Origin of the sequence: Lacibacter luteus (genome assembly GCF_004118265.1) — a bacterium.
Taxonomy (GTDB): Bacteria; Bacteroidota; Bacteroidia; order Chitinophagales; family Chitinophagaceae; genus Lacibacter; species Lacibacter luteus.
Genome location: NZ_SDHW01000002.1, coordinates 196,397 through 213,098, shown reverse-complemented (window position 1 = coordinate 213,098; position 16,702 = coordinate 196,397). Strand labels below are relative to the sequence as shown.

Genomic DNA, 16,702 nt, shown 5'->3' with positions numbered 1-16,702 from the left:
TGGAACAGGTATGGTTAATCGGCTAACATATTTGAAACCTGTTTTTTGTTCCAGGTGTAATTACCTGTTACAGGATCTTTTTCTAACATCAGCATATCACTGTGTTTTCTACTGATCATGATACCACGGTAGGTAATTGTTTGATCAGGCATAGTAATTCTGGAAATAGAAAGTAAAAGACCGGGACGGTCTGTAGATTGTACTGTTACTGTAGTTAAACCCGGCGCATCACTTGTAATAGAAGAAACTTCACCTTTAAAACGCAGGCCTGTTGTAATAAACAAATCAACCTGTTGATTTAAGCGGTAATTCATTACATCGCTGATGAATGTTTGCGATGGTGTAAAGCGACTGCTAACATTACCAAACATTGCTGGTTTGTTATTGTGCTTTTGATGACCTGATTCAAATGTGATTTCTTGTGCAAAAGAATAAGTAGACAGGATACTTAATGCAAGTACTAAGACTAGCTGTTTCATAGAATACGGTTTTTGATAGTGAATACTGGATTACGAAAACAAATGTATAGTGCTCTTAATTTTTGTGCAATAGGTGTTAACCTTTAAAAAAAAATTGACCCCGCTGGAAAGCGGGGTCGTTTACCCAAAATCCACATTGTAAAACCATCAATGTATCCTGACTCTTCCCTGTTGCGAAAGAATTATTTGTAAATCGTAAGCAGTTGATTTTTTGCTGCTTATGATGTTTTTGTTATTTCAAAAGACATATAATAATTAGCAATTACTGTTCCAAACTTTCTTGCTTCACAGATTTTTTTTTGATATCAAAAATGTTTTTGAATATTAAGTGAAAACGCTAAGATTGAGCACCGTATTTTCTGCAGTTTTTCTCATTGTTAGCCGCATTTTTGATTTATTAAGCTCATTTTTCGCATTCAAAAGCAAAACTAAATGCCCGTGCTATCAATTCCTATAGTACTTATTTTGAATAAGTGCTTAGGAATTCAACGATACAAGCTGCATAATTCCCTCATTTTGTTTAACAAAACAGGAAAAATTGTGCATTCAATTTCACACATAACTTTGCTACCACTTTATGGTGATCGCAATTAACACAAAAGCGCTGCTTCCCGATAAACTTGAGGGGTTTGGATATTATATCGAAGAGATTTTTTCACGGATAGCAAAAAATCATCCCGAACATGATTTTTATTTCTTTTTCGACAGGCCTTTTGATAAAAAGTTTATTTACGCCACGAATATTCATCCAATAGTCATAAAGCCACAGGCTAGGTTTCCTCTTGCATGGACGATTTGGTACAATTGGATGCTGCCGATTTATTTAAAACGTATTAAGGCCGATGTGTTTATTAGTCCTGATGGATTTTGTTCGTTAACCACATCTGTACCGCAGTGTCTGGTTGTACACGATCTTGCATTTTTACACTATCCGCAATTTATTTCAAAAGCACATTTGCGTTATTATCAGAAAAATACAAAACGCTTTTTGAATAAAGCAAAAATTGTTGTTACTGTGTCTGATTATTCCAGACAGGATATGCTGCAGCATTTTCAATTAGCTGCAAACAAAATCCAGGTTATTGGTAATGCAGCAAATGCAATTTTTCAACCGGTAACAGAAGCAGAGAGTGAAAGCATAAAAACAAAATATACCGATGGTGCAGAGTTTTTTATATATACAGGATCTATTCATCCAAGAAAAAACCTCATCAATCTGTTGAAGGCTTTTTCATTGTTCAAAAAAAGACTTCGCAGCAATATGAAACTTGTAATTGCGGGTCGGCTGGCCTGGAAAACAGAAGAGTTTACCAAGCTGCTTGCTACATTTAAGTTTAGAAACGATGTGATTATTACCGGCTATCTTCAACGAAATGAGCTGGCAATATTAACAGCATCGGCTTATGCAATGGTGTACCCTTCTTACTTTGAAGGATTTGCTGTACCTCCACTTGAAGCATTGCAATGTGCTGTACCTGCAATTGTAGCAAACAGTAGCGCAATGCCGGAAGTAGGCGCTGATGCTTATTTGTACATTAACCCCGAAAGTGCAGAGGATATTGCTGAAAAAATGATGTTGATCTATAAAGATGAAAACTTACGCAGCCGTTTAATTGCCAATGGCAGTGAAAGAGTTAAGCTCTATAACTGGGATGATGCTGCAGAAAAAATGTGGCAATGCATTCAACTCGCTGCCACAACTGAATAACCTACCTTTGCTCCTCAATTTACACTATGCATAAAAGTAATATTTCAATTGATGTATACCTGGACGACCAGAAAGTGCCTGAACAGATCAAGTGGAAAGCCAGCGACAGCAATGCTGACATGGAGCAAATAGCAAAAGCAATGATGGTTGCTTTTTGGGATGGTGCAGATAAATCGGCTCTGCGTATTGATCTTTGGACAAAGGATATGATGGTGGATGAAATGGCCGATTTTTATTACCAGTTGTTAATGACGATGGCCGATACATTTAATCGTGCAACCAATCAGCCGGAGCTGAGTGCAGAAATGAAAGAGTTTGCAAAAGATTTCATGCAAAAATTTAAAAAGAGTCAACTTCAACAAAACCAGTAAACGTATATGAGTCTCGAACAAAATATCATGGCGAAAATGAAAGATGCCATGAAAGCAAAAGACGAAGCTTCCCTGCGTGGATTAAGAGCCATTAAAGCAGCTATTTTGTTGGCCAAAACATCAGGCGGTAGTGGAGAAATAACAGCAGATGATGAAATTAAATTGTTGCAAAAACTGGTAAAGCAACGGAAGGATTCGTTGGAAATTTTTCAACAGCAAAACCGTACCGATCTTGCACAAAAAGAACAGGAAGAAATTGCAGTAATTGAACAGTTCTTACCAAAGCAGCTTGAAGGAGAAGAATTAAAAAATATTATTGCAGCCATTGTTACACAAGTTGGTGCAACTTCTGCTGCCGATATGGGTAAAGTAATGGGAGTAGCAAGTAAACAACTGGCCGGACAGGCCGATGGTAAAGCCATCAGCGCTGTTGTAAAAGAGCTTTTAAGCAAGTAATAATGTTTATTGATATTCTTGTAGCAATTGCCCTTGTATTTGCAGCCGTAAAAGGAATACGCAATGGATTAATTATTGCGGTATTTTCTATTCTTGCTTTTATAATAGGTCTGCCCGCTGCACTTAAATTAAGTACAGTAGTTGCAGCATGGTTGGCACAGTCTACAAATATTAATGTACAATGGTTACCGTTTCTTGCATTTGCACTGGTATTTTTATTAGTAATACTTGTTGTAAGATCGGTTGCAAAACTTATTGAGAAAGCAGTTGATCTCGCATGGATGGGGTGGTTAAATAAACTGGGTGGTGTGTTGGTATATGCCTGTATGTATCTGCTTGTTTTTAGTGTATTGTTGTTTTACGGAACACAACTGAAACTAATAACCGAAGAAGCAAAAACAACATCCATCACATATGCGTACATTGCGCCACTTGGACCGAAGGTTATTGAAATGATCGGTATTGTAATACCCATCTTCAGCAATATGTTTTCTGAGCTGCAGCAATTCTTCGAAAAGATGGGGAAGCAACTGCAGCCGCAATAAGATCATTCTGTAACTGAATTACTATTTTTCAGTCAAATCAACTATTTTAGCAATTAACAACTGTTATTTGCTGCCAATACATGAACTACGAAATTAAACAGGAAGGAAAATTTAGATACATAGAAGCAGGCGAAGGCGAGCCGCTGATGTTACTCCATGGGTTGTTTGGTGCATTAAGTAATTTCAAAGACCTCATTGATTATTTCAGCAAACGCAACAAAGTTGTTGTGCCAATGCTCCCTTTGTTCGATCTGGATCTGCTGCACACAACTGTTGGCGGATTAGAAAAGCATGTACAGAAATTTATAGAGTTTAAAGATTATAAGAATATTCATTTGCTTGGTAACTCTTTGGGTGGGCATGTTGCATTAGTGCATGTACTTAAACATCCCGAAAGGATAAAATCGCTGATACTTACCGGGAGCTCGGGTTTATTTGAAAATGGTATGGGCGATACCTATCCCAAACGTGGCGATTACGAATACATCCGTAAAAAAACGGAGGTAACGTTTTACGATCCGGCGATGGCAACAAAAGAGCTGGTTGATGAAGTTTATGACATCGTAAACCAACGCATTAAAGTAATTAAGGTAATTGCATTGGCAAAAAGCGCTATCCGTAATAACCTTGGCGATGAGCTTAAAGAAATTAAAACACCAACACTGTTGATTTGGGGTAATAACGATACTATTACACCGCCGTTTGTTGGCAAAGAGTTTAACAAGCTTATTCCAAACTCAGAGTTGCATTTTATTGATAAATGCGGGCACGCACCCATGATGGAAAGGCCCGATGAGTTCAACGAAATACTCAATGGGTTTCTTACCAAGTTAAATGCACCTGTACCGGTTTAAATACAAAATTGAAAATGACAGCCTCCGAACTCATAACAAATTCTATCCCCGCTTTACAAGCCACAGATACAGTTCGGCAGGCATTGGATCTGATGGAGGAGTACAGAATCAGTGAGCTGCCGGTAGTAGATCAACAAAAATATCTCGGACTAATTACAGAAGCTGAAGCACAGAACGCCGATGAGCGGTCTGCTGTTTCTGCTTTATTGCACATAGGGTCGCCTGTGAAAATAAATCCAATTGATTTTTTTCTCGTGCCTTTAAGAGTTATGCATCAACAGCAGCTTGCTGTATTACCTGTTGTAAAAGATGATGGCGATCTGTTAGGTGTAATTACAAAAGACGAATTACTGCATGCAGCTGCAAATTATACTGCAGCACAAGTGCCGGGCGGTATAATTATTCTGCAAATCAATCCCTCCAGTTTTTATATTTCCGAAATTGGCCGTATTGTTGAATCGAATAATGCCCGCATCATTCATCTTAATACCTGGACAGATTCTTCAACAGGCGAATTAATGGTGGCCATCAAAGTAAATAAAAGCGATATCCAGGATATTCTTGCATCGTTCGAACGATATGAGTATAACGTAGTAAGGTACTTTGGTGAAAATCTTTCGGAAGAAGAGCTGCGTTTGAACTACGATCACCTCATGAATTATCTTAACATTTAGTTTCTGTTAGCTTTAACAGTTTCTGCGTTTTTCATAGTACATTTAAGATCTGTCCTTAGCAGAAAATGAGTAATGCACCCAAAACTGATTTATAGCATTTGTTTATTTATTGTGTTGCAATTTGCAATTCAACAGCTGCATGCTCAACCTTCGGTTGCAATTGATACTGCAAAACAAAGGCTTCAAAAAATCATCCACCAGTTTCCCGACTCTGCAGAACTTACAATACGATCCGTTATCATTAACGGCAATAACAAAACAAAGGAGTATATCATACTTCGTGAAGTTCCTTTTCGTGCAGGATCAAAATTTTTAGCCAACCAGTTGGAAGGAGTAATTGAACAAGCCAGATTGAATGTGTTTAATACATTACTTTTTCTGGAAGTTATTCCACGTATAACAAACTGGAGCGAAACACATATCGATCTTTTGATTGATGTAAAAGAACGCTGGTATATTTTCCCTTCACCTTATTTTAAACTTGTCGATCGCAATCCCAATCAATGGTTAATTGAACAGGATGGAAGTCTCGAACGTGTAAACTATGGTTTAAAGTTGGTTTGGGATAATGTATCCGGCAGAAGAGATAAGCTCAACTTCAATTTTATTAACGGTTATACTAGAGAGTACTCAATTTTTTACGAACAACCATATGCAGATAAAAAACTTGAGAAAGGTTTTCTGGGAGGAATTTTTTATAAGCAATCGAGACAGATGGCTTATGCAACAGACAGTAATAAACAGGTTTTTTTTCCTGTTAGCAATGCACAGATAAGCAGCTTTGTAAAAACCACTCTTAAAATAGAAGCAGGTTATACAATTCGTAAAGGAGTAAATCATCGCCATACATTTCGTTTAAGTTATGTAGACGAGGTAATACCCGACACCATTGCAACCATTATACAAAACAATGCAATTAAGGGGTATCTGCCTTATTTCACCGATAACAAATCTCGCCAACGCTATGGCGAATTTGTATACAACTATCAATACTATAATGCCAATAACAATGTGTATCCGTGGAAGGGTTTTTTATTCAGCGGTTCGTTTACACAGAGAGGCCTGGGATCAAAAGGCATGAACCTGTGGCATTTTCAAGGTAAGGGCGGTAAATTTTTTCAGCTGTCAAAAAAAACATCTACTTCCCTTGTTGGGTATTACATGGTTAAAGTTCCTTTTAAACAACCCATGTATAACCTGGCTGCACTTGGTTATGGCGACTGGGTATTACGTGGTCTTGAATACTATGTAATTGACGGTGTGCAGGCCGGAATTTTAAAGGGAACATTTCGACAGGAAGTAGCAAATATTAATGTGCCTACGTTTATAATAAAGAACGAGAAGTATAAGAAAATACCATTTAAGATTGTTGCAAAAGTATATGGCGATATTGGTGCAAGCCATTTGCCAACCGGCAGCAACAGTGTTTTAAACAACAAATTTTTGTATACCTATGGTGCAGGTATTGATGTGTTGAGCTATTACGATTTTGTTGCACGTTTTGAATATTCCTTTAACCAGTTGGGGCAAAACGGGTTATTTTTACACATGCGCAGAGATTTTTAATTCTTTATCTTCTCTGCGAAATGTTTACGGACATTTTTAATAAAACAAGAGCGTTATACTTTTTACTATTGGTAGTACACAGTGTATAAGCAAATATTAAACAGATGAAAGTAGCAATCTACAGCAGGGTTTACGAGTCGGAGCAAAAAGAAGATATTAAGCGCTTATTAGAAGAGTTACAAGCCAACAATATTCAGGCAATTATTTACAGGGGTTTTTTTGAGCAGATCAAAGAAGATATTGCGTTTACGCAGGAGCCCCTTTTATTTCATTCCTACGAAGATCTGGACGATTCTTTTGAATGTATGATAAGTCTTGGTGGCGATGGTACCCTGCTCGACACCGTTACAATGGTGCGTGAGCAACCTATTCCGTTACTGGGCATCAACTTTGGCAGATTGGGTTTTCTGGCAAGTATCGGGCGTGAAGAACTGGAAACAGTAGTAGCGTCATTAAAAAACCACACTTACGTAGAGGATGAGCGTACGCTTATTCATCTCGATAGTAATATGCCGCTCTTTGGCGATACACCTTATGGGTTGAATGAATTTGCTATTCATAAGCTCGATACATCATCCATGATCAAAATTCATGCATACCTCAACGGCGAATTTTTAAACAGCTATTGGGCAGATGGATTAATTGTGGCCACACCAACAGGCTCAACCGGGTATTCGCTCAGTTGCAATGGTCCGGTGGTATTCCCCGACTCAGGTAGTTTTGTAATAACACCGGTTTCGCCACATAATTTGAATGTGCGTCCGATTGTGGTGCCCGATAACAATATCATTTCTTTTGAAATTGAAGGACGTACCGACAGTTTTCTTTGTACACTCGACTCAAGAAAAGAGATCGTGCAGAAAACAATACAACTGGCAGTGAAAAAGGAAGATTTTACTGTAAGCCTTATTCGCTTAAACGAAAACAATTTTTTACAAACACTGCGCAACAAATTATCGTGGGGGCTCGACCGCAGAAACTGATGGATAATAATCGCACACCTAACCCCACAAGTTTCTCACTTATAAAAACATGCATTTCCAGCACATGAAAACCCTGATATTTGCGTTATTACATTCTTGAGAAATAAAACTGATGAAAAAAATCCTCTTCTCTCTTTTCCTGTTTACCCAATTATCTGCAAAACTGTTTGCCCAGTATGATGGGTACCGCCACGAAGGTGAGTTTGGCGTTCAGCTTGGGGCCGCTCATTATTTTGGCGATCTTAATCCCGATAAAAAGCTAAACCGTCCTAAAATTGCAGCCGGGGTTTTCTTTCGCAAGCAGATAAATAACTATGTTGCAATTCGCATTGGTGCCAATTTTGCCCAGCTTGGTTACAGCGATATTTATGAAAAGAAGAATGAGTTCCGCATACGCCGTAACCTTAGCTTTAACACGAATCTTTGGGAAATGATGGTACAGGGCGATTTTAATTTCTTCCGCTTTAACCCAACAAACCCTGGCGAACGCTTTACACCATACATCACTTTTGGTGCAGGGGTGTTTAACTTCGACCCATATGCTTACCTCGATAATACGAAGTATTTTTTACGTCCTTTAGGAACGGAAGGGCAGGGGTCGGCCGCTTATCCTAACAGAGAACTGTATTCTACAACAGCTGTGGCATTTCCTGTTGGTGTGGGCTTTAAGTATGCGTTAAACGATAAAACAAACATCAACTTCGAAGTTGCCCACAGGTTTACTACCACCGATTTTATCGACGATGTATCCGGCACTTATGCCGGTTTGGCCACTTACCCGGTAGGCTCGGCAGCATCTTTTCTGCAAGACCGCAGCTACGAAACCGGCACCCGTATTGGTACGGCAGGCTCGCAACGTGGATTTAGCGGACAAAGAGATCAATATATAATGGCAACAATCGGAGTTACTTTCAGCATTACCTCTTACCGCTGTCCTACTTCCAATTAATTCGCCAAAAGCCTTTGTCAGCGTCAATTCTTGCCAAGAAAGTTGAGTGCTTTGCTTGATGAATAAGCTTTTCAGCGACCCACTTAAAAAATGTTGCAAAATTTTTACTGTAAATCAATGCTTTGCAAAAGTGCGTTGTAAAATACTTCCTGCATTCTTTGGCAATGTGGACAATCTGTGCCTACCTTTGCGACCCGTTCCAAAAAACGGGATTTTTCTAATAACCACGGGATGGCGTGGTAAAAATTAAATACAATGAGCAAATTACATTTCACTACGAAGCATGCGAACGAGGCTACCGTGCAACGTAACTGGTACGTTGTTGACGGCACCAATCAAACCGTTGGACGCATGAGTTCAAAAATTGCTGCGATTCTGCGTGGCAAAAACAAAGCCTATTACACTCCTCACGTTGATTGTGGCGATTACGTAATCATCATCAACGCTGAAAAAGTAAAATTCACTGGCGACAAAGTAAACTACAAAGAGTACCAAAACTTCAGTGGTTATCCTGGTGGTCAGAAAATTGAAATCGCTAAAGACCTTCTGCGTCGTCGTCCGGAAGTGGTATTAGAGCGTGCTATCAAAGGCATGTTACCTAAAAACCGCCTTGGCCGTAAAATGTACAAGAAGTTGTTTGTATATGCTGGCGATAAACATACACACATTGCACAACAACCTAAAGAACTGAAATTTTAATCCTTCGACTCCGCTCAGGGTTAAACAACATTAACATTCCAAACAAAAGATAAATGGAAAAGCAAAAAAACGCAGTTGGTCGCCGTAAAGAAGCCATTACCCGTGTATTCATCAGCAAGGGTAACGGTACAATTACTGTGAACGACAAAAACTACAAAGAATATTTCAGCTTGGTTTACTTACAAAACCAGGTAGAAGCTCCTTTAAAAACAGTTGATTCATTAGACAAGTTTGATGTAAAGATCAACGCTAATGGCGGTGGTATTAAAGGTCAGGCAGAAGCAGTGAAACTGGGTATTGCCCGTGCTTTGCTGGAAGTGAATCCTGAATATCGTCCTGTATTGAAAGCTGCAGGTTTACTGAAACGTGATCCTCGTGGTGTTGAACGTAAGAAATTTGGTAAGAAGAAAGCTCGTCGTAGCTACCAGTTCTCTAAACGTTAATATAGTTTATGGTTGTGGGTTTGTGGTTTATTGTTAAACCACTTTACCCTAACCAAACAAGAAACAAGAATCAAAAAACGATAAACAAATTATAATGGAAAATAACACTTCATTACAACAGCAATTACTCGAAGCGGGTGTACACTTTGGTCACCTGAAGAAGAAGTGGAATCCCAAGATGTTGCCTTACATCTTTGCTGAAAAGAAAGGTATTCACATCATCGACCTCAACAAAACAGTTGAAGGTTTGCAGGAAACTGCAGCTGCAATGAAACAACTGGCACGCAGCGGTAAAAAGATCATGTTTGTTGCTACTAAGAAACAAGCTAAAGAGATCGTTACAGAATGTGCACAGAAAGTAAACATGCCTTACGTAACTGACCGTTGGTTGGGTGGTATGTTAACAAACTTCAACACTGTTCGTAAGAGTGTGAAGAAAATGCAGAGCATTGAAAAAATGTTGAACGACGGTTCTTTCGACAGCATTACTAAGAAAGAGCGTTTACAACTTAGCCGTGATAAAGAAAAAATGGAAAAAGTATTGGGCGGTATCGCTAACATGAGCCGTGTACCTGCTGCTTTGTTCCTCGTTGATATTGGTCACGAACACATTGGTTTGGCTGAAGCAAAACGTTTAGGTATCACAACTTTTGGTTTAGTTGATACAAACTGCGATCCTAATAAAGTTGATTACTTTATTCCGGGTAACGACGATGCTACAAAGTCAATCGCTATCATTACACAATACATCACTGCAGCTATTGCTGAAGGTTTAGCTGAACGCCAGGTTGAAAAAGAGGAAGAAGAAACTGAAGAAGTAGAAGAAAGAGGTCCTAAGTTCGACGAAGGTGAAGAAGGTGGTCGTGACAGAGGCGGACGTGGTGGTAACCGTGGCGGTGGCCGTGGACAAGGCGGTAACAACGCAGGTGGTCCTGGCGGTGCTCCTAAGCGTCGTGTACCAAGCACACAAAAGCGTACTTCTGCAAGATAATTTCTGCAGAAAGTAACCCTTGAGAAATTAACTATCTCATAAAATAAAAATGCTTTCTGCTTAAGTTGAAACATGAACTTTTGCAGAAAGCATTTTACAATGAACTCGATTTTAAATTTTCAAATTTTATACAATGTCAACTGTAACAATTAGTGCACAGGATATTAATAAACTCCGCCAGGCTACCGGTGCGGGTATGATGGATTGCCGCAAAGCGTTAACTGAAACAAACGGCGATTTTGAAGCAGCGATCGACTGGTTACGTAAACAAGGCCAGAAAGTGGCTGCTAAACGTAGCGACCGTGAAGCGAAAGAAGGTGTGGTGATTGCACAAACAAGCGCAGATAACAAAGTTGGTTACGTAGTATGCATTAGCTGCGAAACAGATTTCGTAAGTAAGAATGCCGACTTCGTTGCTTTTGCACAATCTATTGCAGATGCTGCTGTAGCAAACGATGTAAAGAGTGTGGATGAACTGAATGCTGCTGAAGTAAACGGTGCAAAAGTTGCTGATCTTATCAACGATAAACTCGCTGCAATCGGCGAAAAAATTGGTGTTAGCAAATTCGAACGTATTGAAGCTCCTTACGTAGCATCTTACATTCACGGTGCTTACCGCATGGGTGTATTGGTTGGTTTAGATAAAGAAGCTGCTGATGCCGGTAAAGATGTGGCAATGCAAATTGCTGCTATGAACCCGGTAGCAGTTGATGCTGACAGCGTTCCTGCTGATGTAGTATCACGTGAAAGAGACATCATTGTTGATCTGATGAAACAAGATCCGAAGATGGCTGGCAAACCTGAAGAGATGATCGCTAAGATCGCTGAAGGTAAAATGAATGCGTTCTTTAAAGAACAAACTTTGTTAGCGCAGGCTTTCGTAAAAGATGCTTCTAAGAGCGTTGCTGATTACCTGAAATCTTCAGGTGATGTGAAAGTAACAACCTTCAAGCGTGTTGCTTTAGGATAAGCTTATAATGTAATCCTGATAAAACGGTCCCGTGTACGAAAGTGCACGGGATTTTTTATTTAGGTATGCCATACTTTAAGACTTGTCAAACAATAGCGACAGTTGCACAAGTATGGCATACCTATTTGTCAATCCTTTACATTTGGTATAACAAATTCTATCTATGCAGGAGCAACTTCAATTTTTAAAGGAACAATACATTTCGATCATCCGGGAAGCCGATGTAAATACTCAACCGAAATGGGGTAAAATGAATTTTCAGCAAATGGTGGAGCATGTAACTGCTTTCTTCAAAGTATCAACACAAAAAATAAAATTCGATCTTGTTTCTCCACCGGAACATATGCCGAAGCTCAAAGAGTTTTTGATGAGTGATAAACAGTTCAGAGAAAATACAAAAGCACCAGTAAATATTATTGGAGAAGAACCATTTCCGGTTCATTACCCAACTGTAGAAGAAGCTGTAAATAAATTGGAGAAGGAGGTGCATCATTTCTTCCATTTTTACGAAACGAACGTAGCTACGACTGCTGTGCATCCTGTATTTGGCGAACTTGATTTTGAAGGATGGGTAAGGTTACATTATAAACATGTAACACATCATCTTCGTCAGTTTGGTTTATTATGACCACATCTGTTTTATAATAGCAGTCCTGCCTTAACTTCGTTAACCTAACGATTAGTAGTTTATATGAACAAACTCGGAAATTATATTACCGGCAGCTGGATTAATGGCGATGGTGATGGGCAGCTTTTATACAATGCCGTTACTGGTGATCCTGTTGCTGCTGCAACAACAAAGGGTTTAGACTTTGCATCTGTTCTCAATTATGCAAGAACAGTTGGCAATCCTGCCTTGCGGAAAATGACTTTTCATGAACGGGGCAATATGCTCAAGGCATTGGCATTGCATCTGCGCAATCATCTACCTGAATTTTATGCAGTTTCTTACCAAACAGGCGCTACCAAAGCCGATAGCTGGGTAGATATTGAAGGAGGTATTGGTAATCTTTTTGCCAATGCATCACTCCGTCGCAAATTTCCCGATGATGTAATTTGTATTGATGGCGAAAGTCACAACCTCAGCAAGAACAATACATTCATGGGCACACATATTCTTTCACCAAAAGAAGGAGTAGCAGTGCATATCAATGCGTTCAACTTTCCGGTGTGGGGAATGCTGGAAAAAATTGCTGTGAATTTATTAGCCGGTGTACCTGCAATTGTAAAACCAGCAACGGTAACTGCTTATTTAACCGAAGCAGTAGTGAGAGAGATCATCGCTTCAAACATTTTACCTGAAGGTGCATTGCAATTACTCTGCGGCAGCGCAGGCGATCTGCTCGATCATGTAAACAGCCAGGATGTGGTAACGTTTACCGGAAGTGCATCAACAGGTTTGATGCTGAAGAGCAATGCGAATATTCTGAAAGAAAATGTTCCGTTCAATATGGAAGCCGATTCGCTCAACTGTATTGTATTGGGTGATGATGTAAACCCAGGTATGCCTGAGTGGGAGATATTTGTAAAAGAGGTTCGCAAAGAAATGACCTTGAAAGCAGGACAACGTTGTACAGGCATCAGAAGAATATTTGTTCCTGAAAATAAGATGGAAGATTTGTGGAAAGCCATCGCCACATCACTTGCACAAACAACGATCGGTAATCCGCTCAATGAAAAAGTAAGGATGGGTTCGCTTGCTGGCGAAACACAACGTAAAGAAGTAAAAGAACAAGTGCAGAAATTATTAGCATCCTCACAAATTGTATATGGAAGTCTGGATAGTGTGGATGTGATAGATGCTGATGCAAGTAAAGGTGCTTTCCTTTCGCCCATATTATTGCTTAATGAATTGCCATGGGCTTCAGCTCATGTGCATGAAGTAGAAGCATTTGGTCCGGTGAGTACCATTATGCCTTACAAAACAATGGACGATGCTATTGCATTGAGCAAATTGGGTAAGGGTAGTTTGTGTTCTTCTGTTGTAACAGCCGATCACAACATTGCACGACAGTATGTAATTGGTGCAGCAACACATCATGGTCGCATACTTGTGTTGAACAATGAATGCGCAAAAGAAAGCACCGGTCATGGTTCACCGTTGCCCTTGTTGGTGCATGGTGGTCCAGGCAGAGCAGGTGGTGGTGAAGAGATGGGTGGTTTGCGTGGCGTAAAACATTATCTGCAACGTACGGCCATACAAGGTTCGCCAACAAGTATTACTGCTGTTACAAATGTTTACCAACCGAATGCAATTGGAAAAGATCCGGGCAAACATCCGTTTAAAAAATACTTTGAAGAGTTGCAGATCGGTGATCAGATCGTTACTGAAAAGCGCATCATCACAAGCGAAGACATTGATCGCTTTGCTGATCTCAGTGGCGATCATTTCTATGCACACATTAAAACAACTGATTTTACAGGTACTATGTTTGAACAACAGGTGGCACATGGTTACTTTATCATGAGTATTGCTGCAGGTTTGTTTGTAGACGGCTACGAGATCAATCCTGTTTTGCTAAACTATGGCATTGACGAGTTACGATTTACCAAACCGGTGTATCCCGGTGCTGAAGTATATATCCGCTTTACCTGCAAAGAAAAACTGCCCAACGATAAACGGGTTATCGAAAAACCTGAAGACTTCAAGCGTGGCGATGATATTGAAAAAGGAATTGTTAAATGGCTGGTGGAATTCTTCGATGAAGCAGACGAACTAACAGGCGTTGCTACAATTTTAACGATGGTAAAGAAATTAAAGCAATAAGCGTTGCTTTTGTAATAATCCCGTAGTAATTTAAGAGTAAGAAAAAGCGTTTTATGGTAACATCGATTACAGAACCGTACGTAAAGAAAGAAGTACATCAGGGCATTGCTTCAGTTGAATTCTTTCATCCCCAAAGTAATTCTCTTCCTTCTGCAACATTACAGCAGCTTGCACATACTATTACGCAACTTGCCGCTGATCCGAAAGTTTTGGTGATTGTTTTAAAATCTGCAGGAGAAAAGGCTTTTTGCGCAGGAGCAAGTTTTGAAGAACTAACTGCAATTAAAACTGAAAAAGAAGGCTTGCATTTTTTCAGCGGCTTTGCGCATGTAATAAATGCATTACGTAAATGTCACCAGCTTGTAATTGGTCGTATACATGGGAAATGTGTAGGAGGTGGCGTTGGTATAGCCGCTGCAGTTGATTATGCCATTGCTGTTGAGGGTGCTGATGTAAAACTGAGTGAGCTTGCTGTTGGTATTGGTCCGTTCGTTGTTGGTCCGGCTGTGGAACGAAAAATCGGTTTATCTGCATTTTCTCAACTGGCAATAGATGCAGGCAGCTGGCGTAACAGCGATTGGGCAAAACGAAAAGGGTTGTTTGCTGAAGTACATCCAACTGTAGAATCAATGGACGAGTCAATTGCAAAACTTTCCAATACACTCTCTCATTCTTCACCTGAGGCAATGCTCGAAATGAAAAAAGTTTTCTGGAAAGGAACAGAGCATTGGGATGAGCTGCTGATTGAACGGGCAAAGATCAGCGGACGTTTGGTGCTGAGTGAGTTTACAAAAAATGCTATTGCAAAATTTAAGGCTAAGAGCTAAAATGAGTGGACAGAAAAAAAAAGAGATTGCGCTTATATTTTTCCGAATTCCAAATTGTTTTTTTCTTCATTGCTTTTTTTATCTCTTAGCTAAATGATTCATACTTTTTCTGCCGACTCTTTTCAATCGCATTGTGATCTGCTTGCAAAAAAGGACAAACACCTGCGTGGTATTATTAAAAAACATGGTTATCCTCCCATGTGGACACGCAAGCAAGGTTTCGAAACACTCATTCTTACTATTCTTGAACAACAGGTATCACTTGCTTCTGCTTTTGCTGCATACAAAAAGCTGAAATCCAGAATTGGAGTTGTTACACCGGCAAAAATCCTGGCAATGAGCAACGAAGAGTTACGTGAATGTTACTTTACACGGCAAAAGCAGCTGTACGCAAAAGAGCTGGCAACAGCTATTGTTACAAAGCAACTTCAGTTGAAAAAATTTCCGGAAATGACGGATGAAGATGTACGTACACAATTAACAGCTATCAAAGGAATCGGCAACTGGACAACCGATGTGTACCTGATGCATGCATTGCAACGCACCGATCTTTTTCCGTTAGGCGATATTGCATTGGTGAACAGTTTGAAAGAAACCAAGCAACTGCATCCACATGTTACAAAAGATGAGATGCTGACAATAGCCGAACCCTGGCGACCTTACCGCACTATTGCAGCCATGATTTTATGGCATGCGTATATCAAAAAACGAAACATAAAAATTGAAGCATAAAAAAGCCCCGCATTTGCGGGGCTTTTTATTTAGAGATTATCGAACTCGTACAATTCATCGATATGTGTACCTGCTTCCATTTCAAACACAGGGTTAATAACACCATCGTGGAGATCGTATACCCAACCATGCAGGTGTGGTGCCTGACGGTCTTTCCATGCTTTTTGAATGATGGACGTTTTAGCAAGATTCATTACTTGTTCCTGCACGTTTAATTCAATCAGTTTATTTACACGTTCATCTTCGCTTTCAATGCTGTTGATCTCTTCACGGTGAAAACGATAAACATCTTTAATGTTACGGAGCCATTTGTTAATTAAGCCAATGCTTTTTCTTGTCATGGCTGCTTTAACACCACCGCAGCCATAGTGACCGCAAACAATAACGTGTTTTACTTTCAACACATTTACTGCATACTCCAGTACACTCAGCATGTTCAGATCGGTATGAACAACCATGTTGGCAATGTTACGATGAATGAAAATTTCACCTGGTTGTGTCTGTGTAATCTGATCGGGTGGTACACGGCTGTCGCTGCAACCAATCCATAAAAATTCAGGATTTTGTACGTTAACCAGTCTGTTAAAAAAGTCGGGATCTTGTTTTACTTTTCCTGCTGCCCATGTTTTGTTTTCGGCAAGTAACTTTTCGTATGATTTCATGTTCTGTAATTTAGTATGGTGAATAG

General features: G+C 39.7%; 19 protein-coding genes. 17 read left to right on the top strand and 2 right to left on the bottom strand.

From position 1 onward, the window contains the following. Positions 1-14: 14 nt before the first annotated feature. Positions 15-479, bottom strand: coding sequence for a hypothetical protein (locus tag ESA94_RS08530; RefSeq protein ID WP_129130466.1), 465 nt, complete (start codon positions 477-479; stop codon positions 15-17). Between the two features lie 577 nt (positions 480-1,056). Here ESA94_RS08530 and ESA94_RS08525 point away from each other — a divergent pair. The 17 genes from ESA94_RS08525 to ESA94_RS08445 all read left to right on the top strand — a co-directional run bounded on the left by ESA94_RS08525 (position 1,057) and on the right by ESA94_RS08445 (position 16,014). Continuing rightward, positions 1,057-2,187: a glycosyltransferase family 4 protein gene (locus ESA94_RS08525; RefSeq protein WP_129130465.1), complete on the top strand. Its 1,131-nt coding sequence runs from the start codon at positions 1,057-1,059 to the stop codon at positions 2,185-2,187. A gap of 26 nt (positions 2,188-2,213) precedes the next feature. Next, positions 2,214-2,558 (top strand): gliding motility protein GldC, encoded by a 345-nt coding sequence (gene gldC, locus ESA94_RS08520; RefSeq protein ID WP_129130464.1) that lies wholly within the window; start codon positions 2,214-2,216, stop codon positions 2,556-2,558. A gap of 6 nt (positions 2,559-2,564) precedes the next feature. After that, positions 2,565-3,014, top strand: coding sequence for a GatB/YqeY domain-containing protein (locus ESA94_RS08515; protein WP_129130463.1), 450 nt, complete (start codon positions 2,565-2,567; stop codon positions 3,012-3,014). 2 nt (positions 3,015-3,016) lie between these two features. After that, the gene (locus tag ESA94_RS08510; RefSeq protein ID WP_129130462.1) at positions 3,017-3,559 is read left to right on the top strand and encodes a CvpA family protein; all 543 of its coding nucleotides are present in this window, start codon (positions 3,017-3,019) and stop codon (positions 3,557-3,559) included. 80 nt (positions 3,560-3,639) lie between these two features. Continuing rightward, positions 3,640-4,413 carry an alpha/beta fold hydrolase gene (locus ESA94_RS08505; RefSeq protein ID WP_129130461.1) on the top strand — a complete coding sequence of 258 codons (774 nt, stop codon included), beginning with the start codon at positions 3,640-3,642 and terminating at the stop codon, positions 4,411-4,413. Between the two features lie 14 nt (positions 4,414-4,427). Beyond that, complete coding sequence (locus ESA94_RS08500; protein ID WP_129130460.1) at positions 4,428-5,087, top strand: CBS domain-containing protein; 660 nt, start codon at positions 4,428-4,430, stop codon at positions 5,085-5,087. A gap of 72 nt (positions 5,088-5,159) precedes the next feature. Further along, positions 5,160-6,653, top strand: a complete 1,494-nt coding sequence (locus ESA94_RS08495; protein ID WP_129130459.1) for a POTRA domain-containing protein — start codon at positions 5,160-5,162, stop codon at positions 6,651-6,653. A gap of 104 nt (positions 6,654-6,757) precedes the next feature. Next, positions 6,758-7,636: an NAD kinase gene (locus ESA94_RS08490; protein WP_129130458.1), complete on the top strand. Its 879-nt coding sequence runs from the start codon at positions 6,758-6,760 to the stop codon at positions 7,634-7,636. Between the two features lie 112 nt (positions 7,637-7,748). After that, positions 7,749-8,585, top strand: a complete 837-nt coding sequence (porG, locus tag ESA94_RS08485) for a type IX secretion system protein PorG (protein ID WP_129130457.1) — start codon at positions 7,749-7,751, stop codon at positions 8,583-8,585. Positions 8,586-8,840: 255 nt separating this feature from the next. Then, positions 8,841-9,284: a 50S ribosomal protein L13 gene (rplM, locus tag ESA94_RS08480; RefSeq protein WP_129130456.1), complete on the top strand. Its 444-nt coding sequence runs from the start codon at positions 8,841-8,843 to the stop codon at positions 9,282-9,284. Between the two features lie 53 nt (positions 9,285-9,337). Beyond that, positions 9,338-9,727: a 30S ribosomal protein S9 gene (gene rpsI / locus ESA94_RS08475; RefSeq protein ID WP_129130455.1), complete on the top strand. Its 390-nt coding sequence runs from the start codon at positions 9,338-9,340 to the stop codon at positions 9,725-9,727. Positions 9,728-9,821: 94 nt separating this feature from the next. After that, positions 9,822-10,718: a 30S ribosomal protein S2 gene (gene rpsB, locus ESA94_RS08470; RefSeq protein WP_129130454.1), complete on the top strand. Its 897-nt coding sequence runs from the start codon at positions 9,822-9,824 to the stop codon at positions 10,716-10,718. A gap of 133 nt (positions 10,719-10,851) precedes the next feature. Then, positions 10,852-11,688: a translation elongation factor Ts gene (gene tsf, locus ESA94_RS08465; protein WP_129130453.1), complete on the top strand. Its 837-nt coding sequence runs from the start codon at positions 10,852-10,854 to the stop codon at positions 11,686-11,688. Between the two features lie 163 nt (positions 11,689-11,851). Next, on the top strand, positions 11,852-12,316 hold the full coding sequence (locus ESA94_RS08460; protein WP_129130452.1) for a DinB family protein: 465 nt from the start codon (positions 11,852-11,854) through the stop codon (positions 12,314-12,316). A 63-nt stretch (positions 12,317-12,379) separates the two neighbouring features. Continuing rightward, the gene (gene paaZ, locus ESA94_RS08455) at positions 12,380-14,455 is read left to right on the top strand and encodes a phenylacetic acid degradation bifunctional protein PaaZ (RefSeq protein WP_129130451.1); all 2,076 of its coding nucleotides are present in this window, start codon (positions 12,380-12,382) and stop codon (positions 14,453-14,455) included. 53 nt (positions 14,456-14,508) lie between these two features. Then, on the top strand, positions 14,509-15,282 hold the full coding sequence (locus tag ESA94_RS08450) for an enoyl-CoA hydratase/isomerase family protein (RefSeq protein ID WP_205755939.1): 774 nt from the start codon (positions 14,509-14,511) through the stop codon (positions 15,280-15,282). A gap of 93 nt (positions 15,283-15,375) precedes the next feature. Continuing rightward, positions 15,376-16,014: a DNA-3-methyladenine glycosylase family protein gene (locus tag ESA94_RS08445; RefSeq protein ID WP_129130450.1), complete on the top strand. Its 639-nt coding sequence runs from the start codon at positions 15,376-15,378 to the stop codon at positions 16,012-16,014. 29 nt (positions 16,015-16,043) lie between these two features. Here ESA94_RS08445 and can read toward each other — a convergent pair whose 3' ends face one another. Continuing rightward, a complete protein-coding gene (gene can / locus ESA94_RS08440) occupies positions 16,044-16,676 on the bottom strand; it encodes a carbonate dehydratase (protein WP_129130449.1) in 633 nt (210 codons plus the stop codon). Positions 16,677-16,702: the final 26 nt, after the last annotated feature.

Coding starts and splice junctions, on each gene's coding strand:
- ESA94_RS08530 (WP_129130466.1), bottom strand. CDS start 479: ATGAAACAGCTAGTCTTAGTACTTGCATTAAGTATCCTGTCTACTTAT.
- ESA94_RS08525 (WP_129130465.1), top strand. CDS start 1,057: ATGGTGATCGCAATTAACACAAAAGCGCTGCTTCCCGATAAACTTGAG.
- gldC (WP_129130464.1), top strand. CDS start 2,214: ATGCATAAAAGTAATATTTCAATTGATGTATACCTGGACGACCAGAAA.
- ESA94_RS08515 (WP_129130463.1), top strand. CDS start 2,565: ATGAGTCTCGAACAAAATATCATGGCGAAAATGAAAGATGCCATGAAA.
- ESA94_RS08510 (WP_129130462.1), top strand. CDS start 3,017: ATGTTTATTGATATTCTTGTAGCAATTGCCCTTGTATTTGCAGCCGTA.
- ESA94_RS08505 (WP_129130461.1), top strand. CDS start 3,640: ATGAACTACGAAATTAAACAGGAAGGAAAATTTAGATACATAGAAGCA.
- ESA94_RS08500 (WP_129130460.1), top strand. CDS start 4,428: ATGACAGCCTCCGAACTCATAACAAATTCTATCCCCGCTTTACAAGCC.
- ESA94_RS08495 (WP_129130459.1), top strand. CDS start 5,160: ATGCACCCAAAACTGATTTATAGCATTTGTTTATTTATTGTGTTGCAA.
- ESA94_RS08490 (WP_129130458.1), top strand. CDS start 6,758: ATGAAAGTAGCAATCTACAGCAGGGTTTACGAGTCGGAGCAAAAAGAA.
- porG (WP_129130457.1), top strand. CDS start 7,749: ATGAAAAAAATCCTCTTCTCTCTTTTCCTGTTTACCCAATTATCTGCA.
- rplM (WP_129130456.1), top strand. CDS start 8,841: ATGAGCAAATTACATTTCACTACGAAGCATGCGAACGAGGCTACCGTG.
- rpsI (WP_129130455.1), top strand. CDS start 9,338: ATGGAAAAGCAAAAAAACGCAGTTGGTCGCCGTAAAGAAGCCATTACC.
- rpsB (WP_129130454.1), top strand. CDS start 9,822: ATGGAAAATAACACTTCATTACAACAGCAATTACTCGAAGCGGGTGTA.
- tsf (WP_129130453.1), top strand. CDS start 10,852: ATGTCAACTGTAACAATTAGTGCACAGGATATTAATAAACTCCGCCAG.
- ESA94_RS08460 (WP_129130452.1), top strand. CDS start 11,852: ATGCAGGAGCAACTTCAATTTTTAAAGGAACAATACATTTCGATCATC.
- paaZ (WP_129130451.1), top strand. CDS start 12,380: ATGAACAAACTCGGAAATTATATTACCGGCAGCTGGATTAATGGCGAT.
- ESA94_RS08450 (WP_205755939.1), top strand. CDS start 14,509: ATGGTAACATCGATTACAGAACCGTACGTAAAGAAAGAAGTACATCAG.
- ESA94_RS08445 (WP_129130450.1), top strand. CDS start 15,376: ATGATTCATACTTTTTCTGCCGACTCTTTTCAATCGCATTGTGATCTG.
- can (WP_129130449.1), bottom strand. CDS start 16,676: ATGAAATCATACGAAAAGTTACTTGCCGAAAACAAAACATGGGCAGCA.